Raw genomic sequence first — 16018 nt, 5'->3', positions numbered from 1 at the left:
TATCGTAACACTAGCAATAGTCACTACTTTAAAGGCGGACTGACAATGACGGTGACCGTCTCGATGCATTTTGTAAATGAGCTATTTAAAGGCTTACCAGACAGCGAGACACCGCCCACCCGCTATTTGGAACGGGCGGGTATTTCACCGTTTTTACTTTCGGCTCCCCATGGTCGGGTCACCGTTGAGCAGTTTGCTGAACTCTATCGCGGGCTGGTGAACGAACTGGATGACGAAACGCCCGGCTTTTTTTCCCGCCCGCTGCGGGGTGGCACACTAAAACTGCTGTGTTTAAGCATGCTGGATGCGCCCAACCTACAGGTGGCGCTGCATCGCTATACGCAGTTTTTTCGTATTCTGCTCGATGATTTTGGCTATGCGTTTACTCTTGAAGGTGACTTGGCCCGCATGGCACTGGTGGAGCATTCTCCCTTGGTGGGCAGCCGCATTTTAATTCATGAGCTGATGCTCAAGCTATTTCATGGCATCGCGTCGTGGATGATTGCGCGTAAAATACCGCCCATTTTGATGGAGTGCGCTTACGCCCAGCCGCCTCACAGCGCTGACTATCTCTACTTTTACCCAGGTACGGTGCGCTTTGATCAGCCACAAACCGCCATCTATATTGATCGCGGATTGCTTGATCACCCTATCCGACAAACCAAGAAGCACCTGGGCGCTTTTCTCAAGCGTGCCCCGGCGGACTGGTTCTATGTGTCGTTTGCTGATCGCCTGCTCACTCACCGGGTGCGGGAACACCTTTCACGCCATTTGCTGACGGCAGGCACGGTGCATAGCGCCGCCGATGCGCTACATATGTCTGCACGCACGCTAGCGCGGCATTTAAAAGTGGAGGGCACCCACTTTCAAGCAGTCAAGGATGAGTACCGCCGCGATGTCGCTATTCAGGCACTCACCTGCAGTGAGAAGCCCCTTGTCAACATTGCAGAAGCGTTGAGCTTCGAGGATCTCGCCTGCTTTAGCCGGGCTTTCAAAACCTGGACAGGCAACTCGCCCGCCGCGTATCGAAAAGCGCGCACGGCGGGCAATGTTCGCTAATCGCATAGAGCTATAGCAGTTACCTGTCTGCATATATCAGTGTCGAGGGCAGGTTGGAGCGAGGGTCTTTTTCCATGGATGGAAAAAGTAGCGTCCACGGATGGATTCACAGCGCCCTCGCGGAAACCTTCCCTCGTACCCTGTGAATGAGCACTTGTAAGAGCAGTAACTCACCAAGAATATCTAAATTTCGGTACGAATACGTTTTTTATCCAGCTTGCCCACGCTGGTTTTGGGTATTTCATCGACGAAACGAATCATGCTGGGAATCGCCCAGCGGTTGAGTTTGCCCTGGGCCACAAACTGCTCTAGAAACGCCTGCACGGTTTCCGTCGTCGGGGGGTTATTTAGATCAACGGGTACGGCTAACGCCGCGGGGCGCTCTCCCCATTTATCGTCCGCGACCCCAATTACCGCCACTTCGGCAATACCTGGGCACTGGCTGATATAGCTTTCCAGTTCTAACGACGAGAGCCACTCTCCACCGGTTTTAATCACGTCTTTTATGCGGTCGCTAATGGTCAGAAAGCCCCGCTCATCGAGTGAACCTACATCGCCAGTATGCAGCCAGCCGTTGCGCCATAGCTCCGTGCTGCGTTTCTCCTCTTTGTAGTAAGCCTGGGTCAGCCAGGGCGCTTGAACTCGCACTTCGCCAACACTTTTACCATCATTGGGCAAAGGCTCGCCGTCCGCATCGACCACCTGCAACTTGACCATCGGAATTGGCAGACCTGCTTTACAACGCCAGGGTAGCTGGGTTTCAAAATCAGCCTCGGCGATATCATGCGGCAGAATATCGGCGGTGAGTAGCGGGCAGGTCTCCGACATGCCGTAAGCGCTGCGGGTATCAATGCCTAACTCCCATGCTTTGCTGGCCAGCGCTTGAGTTAGCGCACTACCGCCTACCAATACTTTCCAACCGGCGAGGTCGACCTGCTTCGAGGCAATCGCTTCAGCGCTAACCACCATGTTGAGCAGGGTGGGCACGCAGTGGGAGAAGTCGACCTTCTCGCTCACCAGTAGCTTGACCAGCATTTCTGGCTCATAGCGGCCTGGATAGACCTGAGTAGCTCCCATCAACGTGGCGGTATAGGGCACCCCCCAGGCATGAACGTGAAACATCGGTGTAATCGGCATATACACTTTGTCGCGGTTGAGCAGCTCAAAACCGGGGGCCTGGAAAGCGCTAGCCTCGTTCAAGGTGTGCAGCACCAACTGGCGATGGGTGAAGAAAACCCCTTTGGGGTTGCCCGTAGTACCGGTGGTGTAGAACAGTGTGGCGACAGCGTTTTCATCAAAGGTTGGGAAGTCGTAGTAGGCAGGCTGCTGGCTTAATAGCGTTTCAAACTCGCCTATCACTGGCAGTGAAGTATCGACTGCCTGCAGGGCCTCCTGACACAGCAGGTAGCCACGCACTCGAGGTAGCTTATCGGCTAGCGGCTCAAGCAGCGGTACGAACTCTTCATGCACGATGACGAAAGCGTCTTCGGCGTGCTCCATGGTGTAGAGGATTTGCTCCGGAGCCAGGCGCACGTTCACCGTATGCAGCACAGCGCCAATCATCGGGATCGCAAAAAAGCACTCCAGGTAGCGGTGGCTATCCCAATCCAACACCGCCACCACATCGCCAGCTTGAACGCCCTGAGACGACAGCACGTGGGCCAGTTGATGCACCCGCTCACGAAAACGCTCGTAGCTGTGGCGGCTTTGATCCCGGTAGACAATCTTGTTGTCGCCCGCCATACGCACGCCGGCTTCAAGCAAATCACCAATCATCAGGGCAGGGTTTGTCGCCGAGGCCGCAGCGGGTAGGATTTTGGGGCTAACTGAAGGCATAAAAACTCCTTTAAGTTTGTTCTTGTGGCAATTAACTCGATTTAGCCGCGTTCAATAAGCAGGGCGATGCCCTGCCCGCCACCGATACACAGCGTAATCAGTCCGTAGCGACCGTTAATACGCTCTAACTCGTGAAAGGCTTTAAGTATCAAGATAGCCCCTGTGGCTCCCACCGGATGCCCCAGGGCAACCGCGCCACCGTTGGGATTTAACCTCTCTAGCGGGAAACCGAGCGTTTCGGCCACCGCCATGGCTTGAGCAGCAAAGGCTTCATTGGATTCAATCACATCAATATCGTTGATACTAAGCCCCGCCTGCTGCAGGCAACGCTTTACCGCTGGAATCGGCCCCAGGCCCATTAGCGTTGGATCGACGCCTGCAGTCGTGGCAACGCGTAGATGCGCCCTGGGCGCTAAACCGCGCTTTGCGGCTTCATCGCTATGGGCAAGCACTAAGGTGGCCGCTCCGTCGTTGATTCCCGAGGCATTGCCTGCGGTCACCACACCGTCTTTCTGGAAGGCTGGTTTAAGCCGCGCTAAATCGCCAAGCTGGACGCCTTCGCGCACGTGCTCATCGCGGGAAAACTGGACTGTTTGCTTACCGCGGCTGACTTCCACCGCGACGATTTGCTCGTCAAAGCGGCCTTCCACGATGGCACGCGACGCCTTTTGATGACTCTCCAGGGCAAATTGATCGAGCTGTTCTCGGCTCAAGCCATACTGTTTAGCGATATTCTCGGCGGTGCAGCCCATATGGCCGCTGCCAAAAGGGTCGCTCAAGATACCCAGGGTTAAATCCTGGACGTTTACATCCCCCATGCGCACGCCGTTGCGCGCTTGGGGCGGCAGCAGATAAGCCCCTCGCGACATCGACTCCGCGCCCCCTGCCAGGGCTAAGCGGCTGTCGCCCATGGCGATCTGCTGGGCTGCAGACACAACCGCCTGCACCCCTGAGCCACACAGCCGATTAACGTTGAAGGCCCCCGCCTCTTTTGGCACCCCCGCTTCGAGCGCGATATGCCGCGCCAGATAGGCATCCTGGGGGCCGGTGGTAATAATGTGACCGTATACCGAGTGGTCGATATCACCGCCCTCAACGCCTGCCCGCCACAACGCCTCTTTGGCAGTGATCGCGCCCAGCTCAAACGGCGCGATTGTTGAAAGCGAGCCACCAAAACCACCAATAGCCGTTCGGGCGCCGCCTAAAATTACGACATCATCTAATCGCATATTTATCTCCTGTGCTTGCCGCCTAGCTAGGCCACTTTGCCCAACAACGAACGCGCGACGACTTCTTTCATAATCTCCGAGCTACCGGCGTAAATGGTTTGCACCCGGGCATCGAGATAAAAGCGTGAAATGGGGTATTCGTGGGTGTAGCCGTAACCGCCAAATAGCTGCAGGCAGCGATCCACCGCCTGGCACTGCAGCTCGCTTAGCTGCAGTTTTAAAATCGCTGCATCCGTGCTGCTCATGGTGTTCTGGCGATACTTTTCGACGCAGTGTTCAAAGTAGGCACGGGCTACGTCCAACTGGGCTTTGATTTCCGCCAGCGTAAAGCGGGTATTTTGAAAATCCGCGACCCGCTGACCAAATGCTTGGCGCTGCTGCACGTACTCCAGGGTCAACGCCAGCGCGCCCTCTACGGCACCTAACGCCTGCGCTCCTACGCCCAGTCGCTCCCGGGGCAGCTCCTGCATTAAGTAGCGAAACCCAGCGCCCTCTTCACCCAGCAGCGCATCATGGGGCAGTTGCATCTGATCAAAGGCAAGCTCGGCGGTGTCGCTGGCGTGCTGGCCAATCTTTTTAATCGGTTTACCCCGCGAGAAGCCGGGTAAGTGGGTATCAACTAAAAACAGCGAGACCCCTTTGGCACCAGCGGAAGGGTCGGTTTTAGCGCACACGATCACCAGGTCGGCAAACTGGCCGTTGGTAATAAAGATTTTGCTGCCACTTAACTCCCAGCCTTCGCTGGTACGCTTCGCACGGGTTTTTATTGATGCAAGATCACTCCCCGCATGGGGTTCAGTCATGGCAATAGCGCCAAGGCACTCGCCACGGGCCATGGCAGGCAGCCACTGCTCATGCTGGTCAGCTGTGCCCAGATTCTGCAGATAGGGCATTACGATATTGGCATGAATGTTATAGGCGCTGGCTAGGCCACCAAACCCTTGCCGGGAAAGCTCTTCCAGCGCCAGCTGGGTAATGGCGATATCGGCCCCTGAACCGCCGTGCTGCTCATCCAGATCAATACCGAGCAGTCCCGCAGCACCCAGTGCTTGCCAAAGCGAGCGGGGTATTTCGCCCGCCGCCTCCCACTCATCGTAGAAAGGGGCGACCTCTTGACTTAGACAGCGCTTGATCATGGCGTGAAACAGTTCGGTGGTTTGCTCGTCCATGTTCACTCCTTGAGATCTTGGCGCAAATGACGCTTGAGGATCTTGCCTGCGGTACTTTTGGGCAGGGCATCGGCAAACAGGATGCGTTTAGGCACTTTATAGGGCGCCATCAGCGTTTTGGCGTGATGAATCAACTCCTCCTCGCTTGCCTCTTGGCCCTCTTTCAAGACCACTACCGCCGTAATAGCTTCGATCCACTTCTCGTCCGGCTGGCCGATCACCGCCACTTCGGATACCGCCGGGTGTTTAAACAGTCCCTCCTCTACTTCACGGCTAGCGACCAATATGCCGCCGGTGTTAATCACATCCTTGATACGATCAACGACGTATAAATAGCCAGCTTCGTCGAAGTAACCCACGTCACCCGAATGGAACCAGCCGCCTTGAAACGCCTCTTCCGTCATCGCCGCTTTATCCCAGTACCCTTTCATGAGCTGCGGTGAGCGGTGGACGATTTCTCCATGCTCCCCTGGAGGGACATCATTCATCTCAAGGTCGACGATGCGGGTTTCCACCGTCAGGATGGGCCGCCCAGCGGAGGCGGGCCGTTTGGCGTGCTCTTCAGGGCGCAACACGGTTGCCAAGGGGGCTATTTCGCTCTGCCCATAGCAGTTATAGAGCCCTACGCCCGGTATCCGCTGCTGCAGTTCTTCAAGTACCGGCACCGGCATAATTGAGGCGCCGTAATAGGCTTTGTTGAGGGCGCTTAGGTCGAAGCGCTCAAATTCGACATGACGCAGCAGGCTGATCCAGACCGTAGGTGGGGCAAAAAAGGACGCAATCTGGTGCTCGGCTATGGCACTTAAACACAGCTCGGGGAGTGGTGCTTCCAGCAAATAGACAGGGGCACCCAATAACAAGGCAGGCATCAGAAAGACATGCATTTGTGCCGAGTGGTAAAGCGGCAAGGCGGCAAGCATGGCTTCATTGCCTTTGATATCCAGCTCTACCATGCAGGCCATATATTCGGCCATCAGTGCCTGATGGGTCATCATCGCTGCTTTCGGTGCGGCCGTAGTGCCCGAGGTATAGAGCAGTTGCGCAAGGCTTGCGTCATCGACCGTTACACTGGGCTCTTGACTACTGGGCCCGTCGTTATATCGCTCAGAGGTTGCACAAGCCAATACATCAAAGCTTGCTGCATGTTGCCCCTGATCCGCGTGCAGAGTTCCCATCATGGCTAGATCCAAGCCGTCGGTGGCAGCACTCACTTTATCGGCAAGACCCACATCGCTGAGCAAACCCGCGGCCCCCGACTGATCAAGAATATAGCGCAACTCATCGCTACTTAACGCGAAGTTGATCGGTACATGCACCAACCCCGCTTTCGTAGCCGCCAACCAGGCGATAACATAGGCGTCGGAGTTTTTGCCATACACCGCCAGCCGATCACCCGGCGTAAGCCCCGCTGCCAGCAAGCCGTTTGCCACGCGGTTAGCTGCTTGGTTGAGTGCTTGATAACGCCATTGACGTTCACCAAACACCAGCGCCAACTGGTGCGAATATTTTCGAGCGCTGCGGTTCAGAGCAGCCCCGATGGTGTTTTGCTGAATAACAGATGTTTCAGACATGCCAAATCCTCTGAATTGTTGTCGTGAATTGGCAGCGACTTAACTGTTGACCAACGGACAGACACTTTCTGATAGCGGACGGAAGGCCTCTTCTGCCGGAATGGTACGGATGATATGAAAGAGGTCATCTTCGTCTTGAGATTCTTCGGGGGTTTTAACTTCCACTAAATACATATCGTGAACCATGCGGCCATCTTCACGAATATAGCCACCGGTGGCGAAGATATCGTTGATGGGGGTATCGGCCATTTGCTGACGAACCGTCTGGGTATCATCAGTGCTGGTGGCTTTGATCGCTTCCAGGTAGTGGCGCGTACTGGAGTAGAGACCCGCATGTACCATGGTGGGCATGCTGCCGGTTCGTTCTTTAAAGCGCTCGGCCCAAGCGCGGGTTTCATCGTTTAAATCGTAGTACCACGCTTTGGTGAATTGCAGACCCTGGGCATTATCTAGCCCAATGCTGCGTACATCGGTACTAAACAGCACCATCCCCGCCAAAATCTGACCCGCTTGGGTAATACCGAACTCACCTGCTGTCTGCACCGCGTTAATCGTATCGCCGCCAGCGTTATTCAGCGCAATCACATCAGCGCCAGAGGCCTGGGCCTGGAGCATGAACGAGGAAAAGTCACTGCTGGGAAAAGGGTGACGAGCGCTGCCCACAATGGTGCCACCATTTTCCGTCACTACTCGTGTGACGTCGGCTTCCAGCGCATGGCCAAAGGAATAGTCGGCACTCAGTAAGAACCAATTTTTATGCCCCTCATCAGTAATCGCTTTTGCGGTACCGTTGGACATCGCCCAGGTGTCGTAAACCCAGTGAATATGGTTGGGAGAGCAGTGTTCATTGGTAATAGACGACGATACAGCGCCATTGACCAGGCCAAGTTTATTCGCCTCTTCCAACAGACCAACCGCCGCTAGAGTGACAGAAGATGCCACGAGCCCGGTAACCATGTCGACGTTACGCTCGTCGATCCACTCACGTACAACGCTTGAGCCCACATCAGGGCTGTTGCGGTCATCAGCGCTAAACACCACGATGCTGGCGCCATTAACACTACCGCCCATATCTTCAATCGCCATATTGATGGCGTCTTCACCCAACGGCCCGATAGGGTCGCGGTAAACACCGGACATATCGGCTAAATAGCCAATACGGATTTCATTATCGGAAATACCCTCAGCGGCGACAGTAGTAGGCGCATAAATGGCCAGCAAGACAGCAGCGGCGAGGGTCGAAGAAGCACAGCGGTGAGATAAGTAATGGGGAAGTTGCATTTTTATGTGGCTCTCTTTTGTTGTTATTAACGGCTGCCAATAGCTCAACCAGATGAATTAAGCGCTAGTATCAAGCGCTAGGCTTGACCTCATCTTAGGCGTTACCAAGCCTTTGCTGTTTACCTATCGAGCCAGATTTTTTGCAATTCGTGCCATTCGCTAGCGCTGATCTCTACTAATACTCCATTAGTCGATGCCCGCGCATACCGTTACAATGGTGTTTTTTATAATCCGATGGAGAGTGACGTTTGGCTACTGCGTACGCTGATGATTTCCTACCCGAAGCACTACAGTTCCGCCCTAGTGCTCCGTTGGTGGATATCGGCGCGAACTTGACCCACGAAAGCTTCGGGCGTGACCTTGAGGCGGTGATCCAGCGTGCCCAGGCGGCGCAGGTGACCACCATGATTGTTACCGGCACCGACCTTGCCCACGCCGAGCAAGCGGTTGCGCTAGCCAAGCAGTATCCTGGCCTCTACGCCACGGCGGGGGTGCACCCCCATGACGCCAGCCGGTGGGACGAGAACCTCGAGCGCGCCATGGCGGCCCTGCATGCCATGCCGGAAGTGGTCGCTGTAGGCGAGTGTGGTTTGGATTTCAACCGCCACTTCTCGACACCTCCTGAGCAGGAGCGGGCCTTTGAGGCGCAGCTGGCACTGGCAGCGGAGAGCGGCTTGCCGCTGTTTTTGCACGAGCGGGATGCGGGGCAGCGGATGCGCGAAATACTGCATGCCTGGCGAGACGATATCTCTCATGCGGTAGTGCACTGTTTTACTGCCGACCGCGATACGCTGTTTGGTTATCTCGACCTAGACTTGCATATAGGCCTGACCGGTTGGATTTGTGACGAACGGCGCGGTCACCACCTTCGTCCTCTGGTAAGCGATATACCCGTAGAGCGTTTGATGGTAGAAACCGACTGCCCTTATCTATTGCCACGCAACCTACCGGCGAAATTAAAGGGGCGTCGACACGAACCCGCATTGCTGCCGTGGATTGTCCGCGAGATAGCCCAGTGGCAAGGTATTAGCGAAGCTGAGCTGGGAGCGGCAACCACACAGACCGCCCAGCGTTTTTTCCGTCTACCCACGGAATCTTAACAGGAGTATTAGCGTGGTCGATTATCCAGGGTTTATAGCCATAGAGACAGGCGAAGACGATGGCCTTCCGTTAGCCATTGCGTGGTCGCTGCCCGATGGCCGAGTGAAGCAGACATTGATTCAACCAGACGATAGCTGGATCAAAGAAGATACCAATGCCATGGGCGCCTACAGTATGGAAGAGCTGGAGAGCCTGGGGGTTAGCCCGCTTGAGGTGATTCGCGAGCTTGAGAACGACCACTTCTCCGCCACGCTCTACACCAGCGACAACGGCGACGACGAAGCGGCGCTGGCGCGGCTGTTTGACACCTACGGCCTGGATCCTTTTGTTGAGCTAGCCCCGGCGTCGGTGCTCTACCCTTCACTTACCCCCGGCGAATGGCACCGCCAGCGGCGCGAAACCTTCAGCGAGCTGGGCTTAGAGCCGATGCGCCCAGAGCATGAGCTGGAAGTGATGCTATCGATGCATCAGCGCCTCACCGAAGAGGATTAAGCCAACAACACTTCATCCATTGACTCCAAGGTGGCATGCGCCTGGGCCACAGCCTCTGCTAGTGTCAGTTGGTCAGAATAGAAGCTTTTAAGCGCTACCTGGAAAGCCTTAGCGCGGGCCGTCAAGCCCTCTTCCAAATAGCGCTGGGCGCGTGCCTCTACTTGCGCCGCAAAAGCCTCTATATCCACCTCGATATCGCCGCCTAAATTATCCACGCTCACATGAAACACGCGTCCACAGGCACGGGTGAAGATAGACTCCAGCGCCTGTGGGGCCACCTCAGCCTGCTCGAATGCCCTCTGCTGTTCGGCATTACGACCATCGGGGCAGTACCAGTAGCCGTAATCCTCCAGTTGGCGGCGTTTTTCACCGGCAATACACCAATGGCTGATTTCGTGCAGCGCACTGGCATAATAGCCCCGCGCAAAAATAACCTGATGATAAGGGGTTTCGCTGTTAGCGGGCCTATAGAGGGGCTCATCCCCGCCCCGGATCAATCGGGTTTGATACCGCTCAGCAAAAATTCCGTCAAAAAGCGCGGTAATATCTTCGAGCGTCCATCGATCCTGCGTGTTACTCACATTGACCTCGTTTGTCACTGGTTTGGGGGCATTATACCCACACGATTAATGCAAGCGACTAGCCCAAAAAAGCAGTCGCTCCTGCTAATATAGCGGCCTTTCACAGTAACTTTACCCTTTTAGGAGCCAACAAGTGGGCGGCTTTACTCAAAACGTTAGATCAGTGTACTGGCCAGAAACCCGAGCCTTAATCTTTTTGGCACTGCCTATTTGTGGTGCTCAGCTGGCGCAGGCTGGGATGAGCGTTGTCGATGTGATGATGACCGGCCGACATAATGCCACGTCCCTTGCCGCCGTATCGGTGGGTTCAAGCCTATGGATGCCGCTCATGCTATTTATGACCGGCACCTTAATGGGGCTGACCCCCATAGTGGCCCATTTGCTAGGAGGACAACGCAATACGGCTATTCGCCCGGCCGTCCATCAAGCGCTTTGGGTCGCGCTACTGCTAGGGGTCGTGGCTGCAGCGCTGCTCTGGTCGGCCGTCATGCCGATATTTGAATTAATGAAGGTGCCCCAGGAGGTGGGCAGAGAGTCTGCTGCCTACCTTTCAGCCGTCGCTTTTGGCATGCCAGGGATTGCCCTTTTTCAGGCGCTTAGAGCATTTTCCGATGGCATGAATCATACCCGCCCGGCGCTATGGATCAGCCTGGTCGGCCTAACGGTGAATATTCCTGCCAACTACCTCTTGATCTATGGCGGCGATGGCTTGGTTGATCTATTGGGTACCTGGATCCCTAGCAGCCTGCAGCAATTGCCTGCCCTAGGGGCATTTGGCTGCGGCATTGCGACAGCGCTCTCTATGTGGACGATGGCACTCGCTATGGCCTGCTACACTCGCCGAGGGCATACTTACAAGAGCGTGGCTATTTGGCAACACCTGACGCCTCCTCAGTGGGCAGGCATTCGTGAGCTAGTGGTAGTGGGTGTGCCAATTGGTGTGGCCATTTTTGTTGAAGTGACCTTGTTCACGCTCATTGCGCTCTTCATTGCCAGCTTTGGTGAAGTCACGGTGGGGGCTCACCAAATAGCGCTTAGCTTCACCTCTATTCTGTTTATGCTGCCAATGTCACTGAGTATGGCGCTGACCGTACGAGTGGGTAATACGCTGGGGCAGCAGCGTTTGGCTCTAGCCCGAAAAGTCGCCTGGAATGGTATTGTCATTAGTGTCATCGTTGCGGTTATTAACAGTATCCTGCTATGGGTAAGCGCCGAACCGGTGATCGCACTCTACACTTCCAACCGTGAAATACAGGCGCTAGCGCTCTCGATCATTGCTTTAGCCGTTATTTTTCAACTCTCCGACTCGTTACAGGTCAATTTAGCAGGCGCCTTACGCGGCTATAAAGACACTCGCATTGTGATGGTGATCACGGTGCTCTCGTACTGGATCGTAGGCCTCGGCGGCGGCCACTGGCTGGGCTCCCGTGGGGTGGGTGATATAGTTGCTCCACTCGGGGTGCATGGCTACTGGATTGGCCTGATTGCGGGCCTAAGCACTGCGGCCCTACTACTTGGCTGGCGTTTACAGCGTATAAGCATTCGGGGGTAAGAATGGGTCGGTGGAGAAATCGTTCTCTAGCAATCATTTTAAGTGCACTTCTGGCTGGCTGTAACGACAACCCCGCTGAACAGCAGTGGCAGAGCTACCATCAGCAACTTGCCAACGATCTTGCCGTGGCAGACATCGAACGAGCTGATCCCGGTAATATTGGTGACTTCCCCGACCGCCCTGATCGGATTATAGCTATCCCTGAAACTCGGGATAGCCTGCTGAATGTTTACGCACTGCGCGAATGCCAAATCACATCGCTAGTCGCTGCACGAAACAACCAACTAGGCCGTGTAGCGCCGCCTAGCCAACAGTGGCTATATGAGCGCACTCTCTGGCAACGGCTGAGCACCTGCTTAAATAGCGAGGTTCCCGAGCAGTTAAGCGATGAGGATCGTACCCGCCTGGAGCAATTAACAGCGACTAAAACAGCCCAACTGCCCGCGGTAAGCTGGAACGCTATTTTTGATTCCAGCGAGTGGGTTAAGAGCTTCTCACGGGCGAGCCAGCCTTTATCTAACCTCGATGAAAACGCTATTGTGGGGCAGCTTGACGCCATCGATTATTTACAGCGAATGACCGACCACCAGTTTGACCGCAGCTGGGAGCAAGACTCTTCAACCCTTGAAAACCATTTAAAAACCCTCCAAGAGCGGCCTCTAACCGCCGAAGTGCTGCGCGCCCTACTACTCGCCACTCAACGCTTAACAGAAGCAAGCGCGTTGTTAGCTCGGCACAGCGATACCACTCGCTGCTTGACTCATTGGGAGTCGCAGCCGCTTGAGCGTTTAGCAAGCATAGCCAGGCAGTGGCTAACAGCGATCAATCGCTTAATCGATGCGCAGCAGGTCGACAAGCCAATGGCGATCCAGCGCTATCAAACACGCTGGCTTTCGCTGAACAATGCCCAAGCGCCCTGGGGTCAGTTTCAACAAGCAATTACCGAGCATCAGGCGCTACGAGAGCGCTTTTCACCTTGCTCTGATAATTAAAAAGCGCAGAACCCTTAACCTTAAGAGCAAGTTGTGCTATTTGTGGATATGAGAGGTAAATGAGTCTGCTTTGCCAATCTGATGACCACGCAGCACAAGGAGGGACACAATGGGCGCATCCCTGTCACCCCGCTCTGCCCAGGTCATCGACCTGGAAACTGTGCGCCAGCGTCAGCAGGCGCAAAAGTGCCTAATCCGTTTAGCCCCTGAGCTAGATGGTCTAGAGATGGTGTACCAACTCGCTGCGAGTCCAGATGCCTACTATGGCTTGCCTATTTTGGCCTGGGGATTAAGAGAGGACGGTAGCGTCATCGGCTTGGTGCCGTGGATGGAAACCCTGGCAGCCTGCCATGATCTCAATAGCCAGGAGAATGGCTATTTCATCGGTTATCGTGATCCTGAAACGGAAGAAATTTTTGATACTCCACCGGATCACAAATACCACGAGCTCGTCGCGGCAGCTGAATACTTTGATTATGAGGCTTCTGGCGAAGTCACCCTCATTCAGCAAATCCCCGACACTCTGGGCACCCACGCACTGTGCATGAATCACCCCAACTCGCCCTGGCACATGAAGCCTGTTTATGGCTGGCGTCTCTATAGCGACGGTAGTTTGGATGCGCTTCTTGCCGACGAGAACAAAGCCGCGATGACGCCGATTTTGTTAGGGGATAAGTGTTTGTACAGCGCCCACGCCCGCCATCAAACCGTTTACTTTTTCCAGCGCCATATTGCCAACCGTATACTGGAAGAAGACCCAGCAACGCTTGATGCGCTAGCCATGATGGTAGTGGCGAGTGATTAACTGAGCGCCATAGTGCTGCGGCTGTCAGCGAGGCCAATATCAATTAGTTGATTTGAGCCTCGCCTGATTTTTCGTGCTATATCGAAGGGCTGCCTCAAAGTGCTGTCTCAAAGTGTTGTCTCAAAGTGCTATGCCAACCGAATAAAGTAGAGATAGTTACTCTCAGAGGAGGTGTCCTGCTCAATCAGATCGTGCCCTAAAAATTGACAAAACTTGGGCACGTCTCGCGTGGTGGCTGGGTCAGTGGCGATCACTTTGAGCACTTGCCCTGAGGTCATGTCGCGCACTTTGTTATGCATCAGCATAATAGGCTCTGGGCAGTAGAGTCCTGTGGTGTCCAGTACCGCGTCAAAGCTGGGTAACGTACCCGTATTATCAGCCATTAATATCCTCGATGTAGGAAACAGAAAGTATGATTAAAGTTATCATCGAACGGCGAATTATGCCCGGTCTTGAAGAAGAATTTGAGCAAGCAGCACGGGAGGCAATGCGTGTTTCCTTAGGCGTCAGGGGCTTTATCGGTGGTGAAACACTGGTAGAACTGGGTCATACCGATCGTCGACTGATGATTACCAAATGGCGTGACATCCGCGCCTGGAAAGAGTGGCACTCAAGCGAAGCGCGGGCGATGGCCATGCAGCGTATTTTACCGCTGTTAACCGAAGATGAAACTATCCGAATTTACGAAGCTGGCTATTAAATCAGAAATTTCCAGCGTTAATCCCTAAGCCTCACATGCACCGTTACCTCTTCACGATCATGGTAGAGGTGACGGCATGATATGGTGGCATGCACGCCTGCTTTTTCAAGCGACTCTTCCAAGGCAGTCAGGCAACGTGTGACCTCCTCCCAGCGCTTTTTCATGGGCAATTTGAGGTTAAAGATCGCCTCTTTGCACCATTTACGAATCAGCCAGCGCTCCACCATGGCTAATACCCGTACCGGTTTATCAACAATATCGCAAACTAGCCAATCTAGGCGCTGCGGTGGCTCCCAGGTAAAGCCGTCCTCTTTGAGATGATCAATCTGCCCGGTCTTCATCAACTGTGTGTCCATAGGGCCATTATCGATGGCGTACACGTACATGCCCCGCTGAACCAGCTGCCATGTCCAGCCGCCCGGGGCGGCCCCCAAGTCAGCTGCCTGCATATGCGGTGCAAGTCGCGCCTCCCACTCTTCCCTAGGGATAAACTCGTGCCACGCCTCTTCCAACTTCAACGTTGAGCGGCTGGGAGCACGAGAGGGAAAGCGCAATCGACGTATACCATTAATTAAATCGCTACGATTGCCTGGAAAGCTCATTGCCAACTGAACCTGATCGCCATCAGTCCAGAAAATATGTAAGCGCCGTGCGCCCGCGCTGCGCCTTAACGCACCACGTTTTTTCAACATACTTTCCAGCGGCTTGGTCAGCGCCTTAATCAGCCCGGCCAGCGCTTTACCATCGTTGGTATCCGGCGTTTCATGCCAAATCTCTTCAAAGCTCCAACGGCTGGCTTTGACCTGCTCCAAGATAGCAGTAAGACGGTCGTCACGTGACAGAGTGAGCGCAGGTAGCGCAGCCAGGCTTTGGCGAGCGAAAATAAGCTTTTTAAATGCGGCTTGACGGTGTAATTCATTCACCGCTTCGCCATCGGTGCGCGTTAAGCTTACCCAACCCTCGCCAAAAGAAGATTCACACCCTACATCGTTTAATGCTGCGTGATGCTGCATTTCTGCTAAGGCATCATTTTCAAACCCTGGACGGCAGTAGACGAGCCACGACGTAGGTACTATTTCACTCACCTTTTTACCTCTATTCCGACCATCACAAACGGTGACGGCTAGCTAATTAATTGGGTCGCATCATAGCATTTATTCAGCACTATTAGGGTGAGTGGTGAGTGGTGAGTGGTGAGTGGTGAGTGGTGAGTGGTGAGTGGTGAGTGGTGAGTGGTGAGTGGTGAGTGGTGAGTGGTGAGTGGTGAGTGGTGAGTGGTCAGAGTGTGGCTTTTCTGCTCACGATTCACCACTTACGATTTACCAGCTCCCCTCACGCAAAAAAATTCCCCCAAGGCCTCAGCCCTGGGGGATTTTTCATAATAAGTGCCTGACGATGATCCGGCCGGCGCTCCGGGGGGCGGCCTTCCGCCGGTCGGCGCCCCGATACTCTCCATGGGGAGACCCCTTGGTTTTCTTCCATACAAACAAAAAACCCAGCCGATTGGCTGGGTTTTCTGCGGTATAAGTGCCTGACGATGACCTACTCTCGCATGGGGAGACCCCACACTACCATCGGCGCTAAGCGGTTTCACTTCTGAGTTCGGCAAGGGATCAGGTGGTTCACGCATGCTATGGTCGTCAGGCGTAA

At 54.7% G+C, this 16018-nt stretch carries 15 protein-coding genes and 1 rRNA gene; 7 read left to right on the top strand and 9 right to left on the bottom strand.

Going from position 1 to position 16018, the window contains the following annotated elements; genetic code table 11:
• Positions 1 to 45: 45 nt before the first annotated feature.
• Positions 46 to 1059 (top strand): AraC family transcriptional regulator, encoded by a 1014-nt coding sequence (locus tag QT231_RS21030; protein ID WP_308338761.1) that lies wholly within the window; start codon positions 46 to 48, stop codon positions 1057 to 1059.
• A 183-nt stretch (positions 1060 to 1242) separates the two neighbouring features.
• On the opposite strand, the gene QT231_RS21025 is transcribed toward QT231_RS21030, so the two are convergent.
• Genes QT231_RS21025 through QT231_RS21005 form a run of 5 tightly spaced genes read right to left on the bottom strand, consistent with a single transcriptional unit; the run spans position 1243 to position 8145 of the window.
• Positions 1243 to 2895, bottom strand: coding sequence for a fatty acid--CoA ligase (locus QT231_RS21025; protein WP_308338760.1), 1653 nt, complete (start codon positions 2893 to 2895; stop codon positions 1243 to 1245).
• Positions 2896 to 2936: 41 nt separating this feature from the next.
• Complete coding sequence (gene bktB / locus QT231_RS21020; protein ID WP_308338759.1) at positions 2937 to 4124, bottom strand: beta-ketothiolase BktB; 1188 nt, start codon at positions 4122 to 4124, stop codon at positions 2937 to 2939.
• A gap of 26 nt (positions 4125 to 4150) precedes the next feature.
• Entirely contained in the window at positions 4151 to 5293 is a 1143-nt protein-coding gene (locus QT231_RS21015; protein WP_308338758.1) for an acyl-CoA dehydrogenase family protein, read from the bottom strand.
• 2 nt (positions 5294 to 5295) lie between these two features.
• Complete coding sequence (locus tag QT231_RS21010) at positions 5296 to 6864, bottom strand: fatty acyl-CoA synthetase (RefSeq protein ID WP_308338757.1); 1569 nt, start codon at positions 6862 to 6864, stop codon at positions 5296 to 5298.
• Positions 6865 to 6903: 39 nt separating this feature from the next.
• The gene (locus QT231_RS21005; RefSeq protein WP_308338756.1) at positions 6904 to 8145 is read right to left on the bottom strand and encodes an ABC transporter substrate-binding protein; all 1242 of its coding nucleotides are present in this window, start codon (positions 8143 to 8145) and stop codon (positions 6904 to 6906) included.
• A 248-nt stretch (positions 8146 to 8393) separates the two neighbouring features.
• On the opposite strand from QT231_RS21005, the gene QT231_RS21000 reads away from it, so the two are divergent.
• Together QT231_RS21000 and QT231_RS20995 are read left to right on the top strand one after the other, a co-directional pair.
• Complete coding sequence (locus tag QT231_RS21000) at positions 8394 to 9245, top strand: TatD family hydrolase (RefSeq protein ID WP_308338755.1); 852 nt, start codon at positions 8394 to 8396, stop codon at positions 9243 to 9245.
• Positions 9246 to 9258: 13 nt separating this feature from the next.
• Entirely contained in the window at positions 9259 to 9738 is a 480-nt protein-coding gene (locus QT231_RS20995; RefSeq protein WP_308323675.1) for a hypothetical protein, read from the top strand.
• Here the strand turns inward: QT231_RS20995 and QT231_RS20990 are convergent.
• Complete coding sequence (locus QT231_RS20990) at positions 9735 to 10319, bottom strand: elongation factor P hydroxylase (protein ID WP_308338754.1); 585 nt, start codon at positions 10317 to 10319, stop codon at positions 9735 to 9737. The two genes, QT231_RS20995 and QT231_RS20990, sit on opposite strands and share 4 nt — an antisense overlap.
• A 133-nt stretch (positions 10320 to 10452) precedes the next feature.
• Here QT231_RS20990 and QT231_RS20985 point away from each other — a divergent pair, with 133 nt between their 5' ends.
• The 3 genes from QT231_RS20985 (at position 10453) to QT231_RS20975 (ending at position 13668) form a co-directional block, all read left to right on the top strand.
• A complete protein-coding gene (locus QT231_RS20985; protein WP_308338753.1) occupies positions 10453 to 11871 on the top strand; it encodes an MATE family efflux transporter in 1419 nt (472 codons plus the stop codon).
• A 2-nt stretch (positions 11872 to 11873) separates the two neighbouring features.
• Positions 11874 to 12863: a DUF3080 family protein gene (locus QT231_RS20980; RefSeq protein WP_308338752.1), complete on the top strand. Its 990-nt coding sequence runs from the start codon at positions 11874 to 11876 to the stop codon at positions 12861 to 12863.
• Positions 12864 to 12972: 109 nt separating this feature from the next.
• Entirely contained in the window at positions 12973 to 13668 is a 696-nt protein-coding gene (locus tag QT231_RS20975) for a hypothetical protein (protein ID WP_308338751.1), read from the top strand.
• A 128-nt stretch (positions 13669 to 13796) separates the two neighbouring features.
• Here the strand turns inward: QT231_RS20975 and tusA are convergent, their stop codons facing one another.
• Positions 13797 to 14051, bottom strand: coding sequence for a sulfurtransferase TusA (gene tusA, locus QT231_RS20970; RefSeq protein WP_308338750.1), 255 nt, complete (start codon positions 14049 to 14051; stop codon positions 13797 to 13799).
• A gap of 29 nt (positions 14052 to 14080) precedes the next feature.
• Between tusA and QT231_RS20965 the strand changes: the two genes are divergently transcribed.
• Positions 14081 to 14368, top strand: a complete 288-nt coding sequence (locus tag QT231_RS20965; RefSeq protein ID WP_308338749.1) for an antibiotic biosynthesis monooxygenase family protein — start codon at positions 14081 to 14083, stop codon at positions 14366 to 14368.
• A gap of 17 nt (positions 14369 to 14385) precedes the next feature.
• On the opposite strand, the gene rlmM is transcribed toward QT231_RS20965, so the two are convergent.
• Together rlmM and rrf are read right to left on the bottom strand one after the other, a co-directional pair.
• Positions 14386 to 15453 (bottom strand): 23S rRNA (cytidine(2498)-2'-O)-methyltransferase RlmM, encoded by a 1068-nt coding sequence (gene rlmM / locus QT231_RS20960; RefSeq protein ID WP_308338748.1) that lies wholly within the window; start codon positions 15451 to 15453, stop codon positions 14386 to 14388.
• A gap of 444 nt (positions 15454 to 15897) precedes the next feature.
• A 5S ribosomal RNA gene (rrf, locus tag QT231_RS20955) occupies positions 15898 to 16013 on the bottom strand.
• Between the last annotated feature and the right edge of the window lie 5 nt (positions 16014 to 16018).

Origin of the sequence: Halomonas sp. SpR1 (genome assembly GCF_031010175.1) — a bacterium.
Taxonomy (GTDB): domain Bacteria; phylum Pseudomonadota; class Gammaproteobacteria; order Pseudomonadales; family Halomonadaceae; genus Vreelandella.
Note: the sequence above shows the minus strand (reverse complement) of the source record. Positions and strands in the feature narration are given on the sequence as shown.

Coding starts and splice junctions, on each gene's coding strand:
- QT231_RS21025 (WP_308338760.1), bottom strand. CDS start 2,895: ATGCCTTCAGTTAGCCCCAAAATCCTACCCGCTGCGGCCTCGGCGACA.
- QT231_RS20965 (WP_308338749.1), top strand. CDS start 14,081: ATGATTAAAGTTATCATCGAACGGCGAATTATGCCCGGTCTTGAAGAA.
- QT231_RS21010 (WP_308338757.1), bottom strand. CDS start 6,864: ATGTCTGAAACATCTGTTATTCAGCAAAACACCATCGGGGCTGCTCTG.
- QT231_RS20975 (WP_308338751.1), top strand. CDS start 12,973: ATGGGCGCATCCCTGTCACCCCGCTCTGCCCAGGTCATCGACCTGGAA.
- tusA (WP_308338750.1), bottom strand. CDS start 14,051: ATGGCTGATAATACGGGTACGTTACCCAGCTTTGACGCGGTACTGGAC.
- QT231_RS21015 (WP_308338758.1), bottom strand. CDS start 5,293: ATGGACGAGCAAACCACCGAACTGTTTCACGCCATGATCAAGCGCTGT.
- bktB (WP_308338759.1), bottom strand. CDS start 4,124: ATGCGATTAGATGATGTCGTAATTTTAGGCGGCGCCCGAACGGCTATT.
- QT231_RS21030 (WP_308338761.1), top strand. CDS start 46: ATGACGGTGACCGTCTCGATGCATTTTGTAAATGAGCTATTTAAAGGC.
- QT231_RS21005 (WP_308338756.1), bottom strand. CDS start 8,145: ATGCAACTTCCCCATTACTTATCTCACCGCTGTGCTTCTTCGACCCTC.
- QT231_RS20980 (WP_308338752.1), top strand. CDS start 11,874: ATGGGTCGGTGGAGAAATCGTTCTCTAGCAATCATTTTAAGTGCACTT.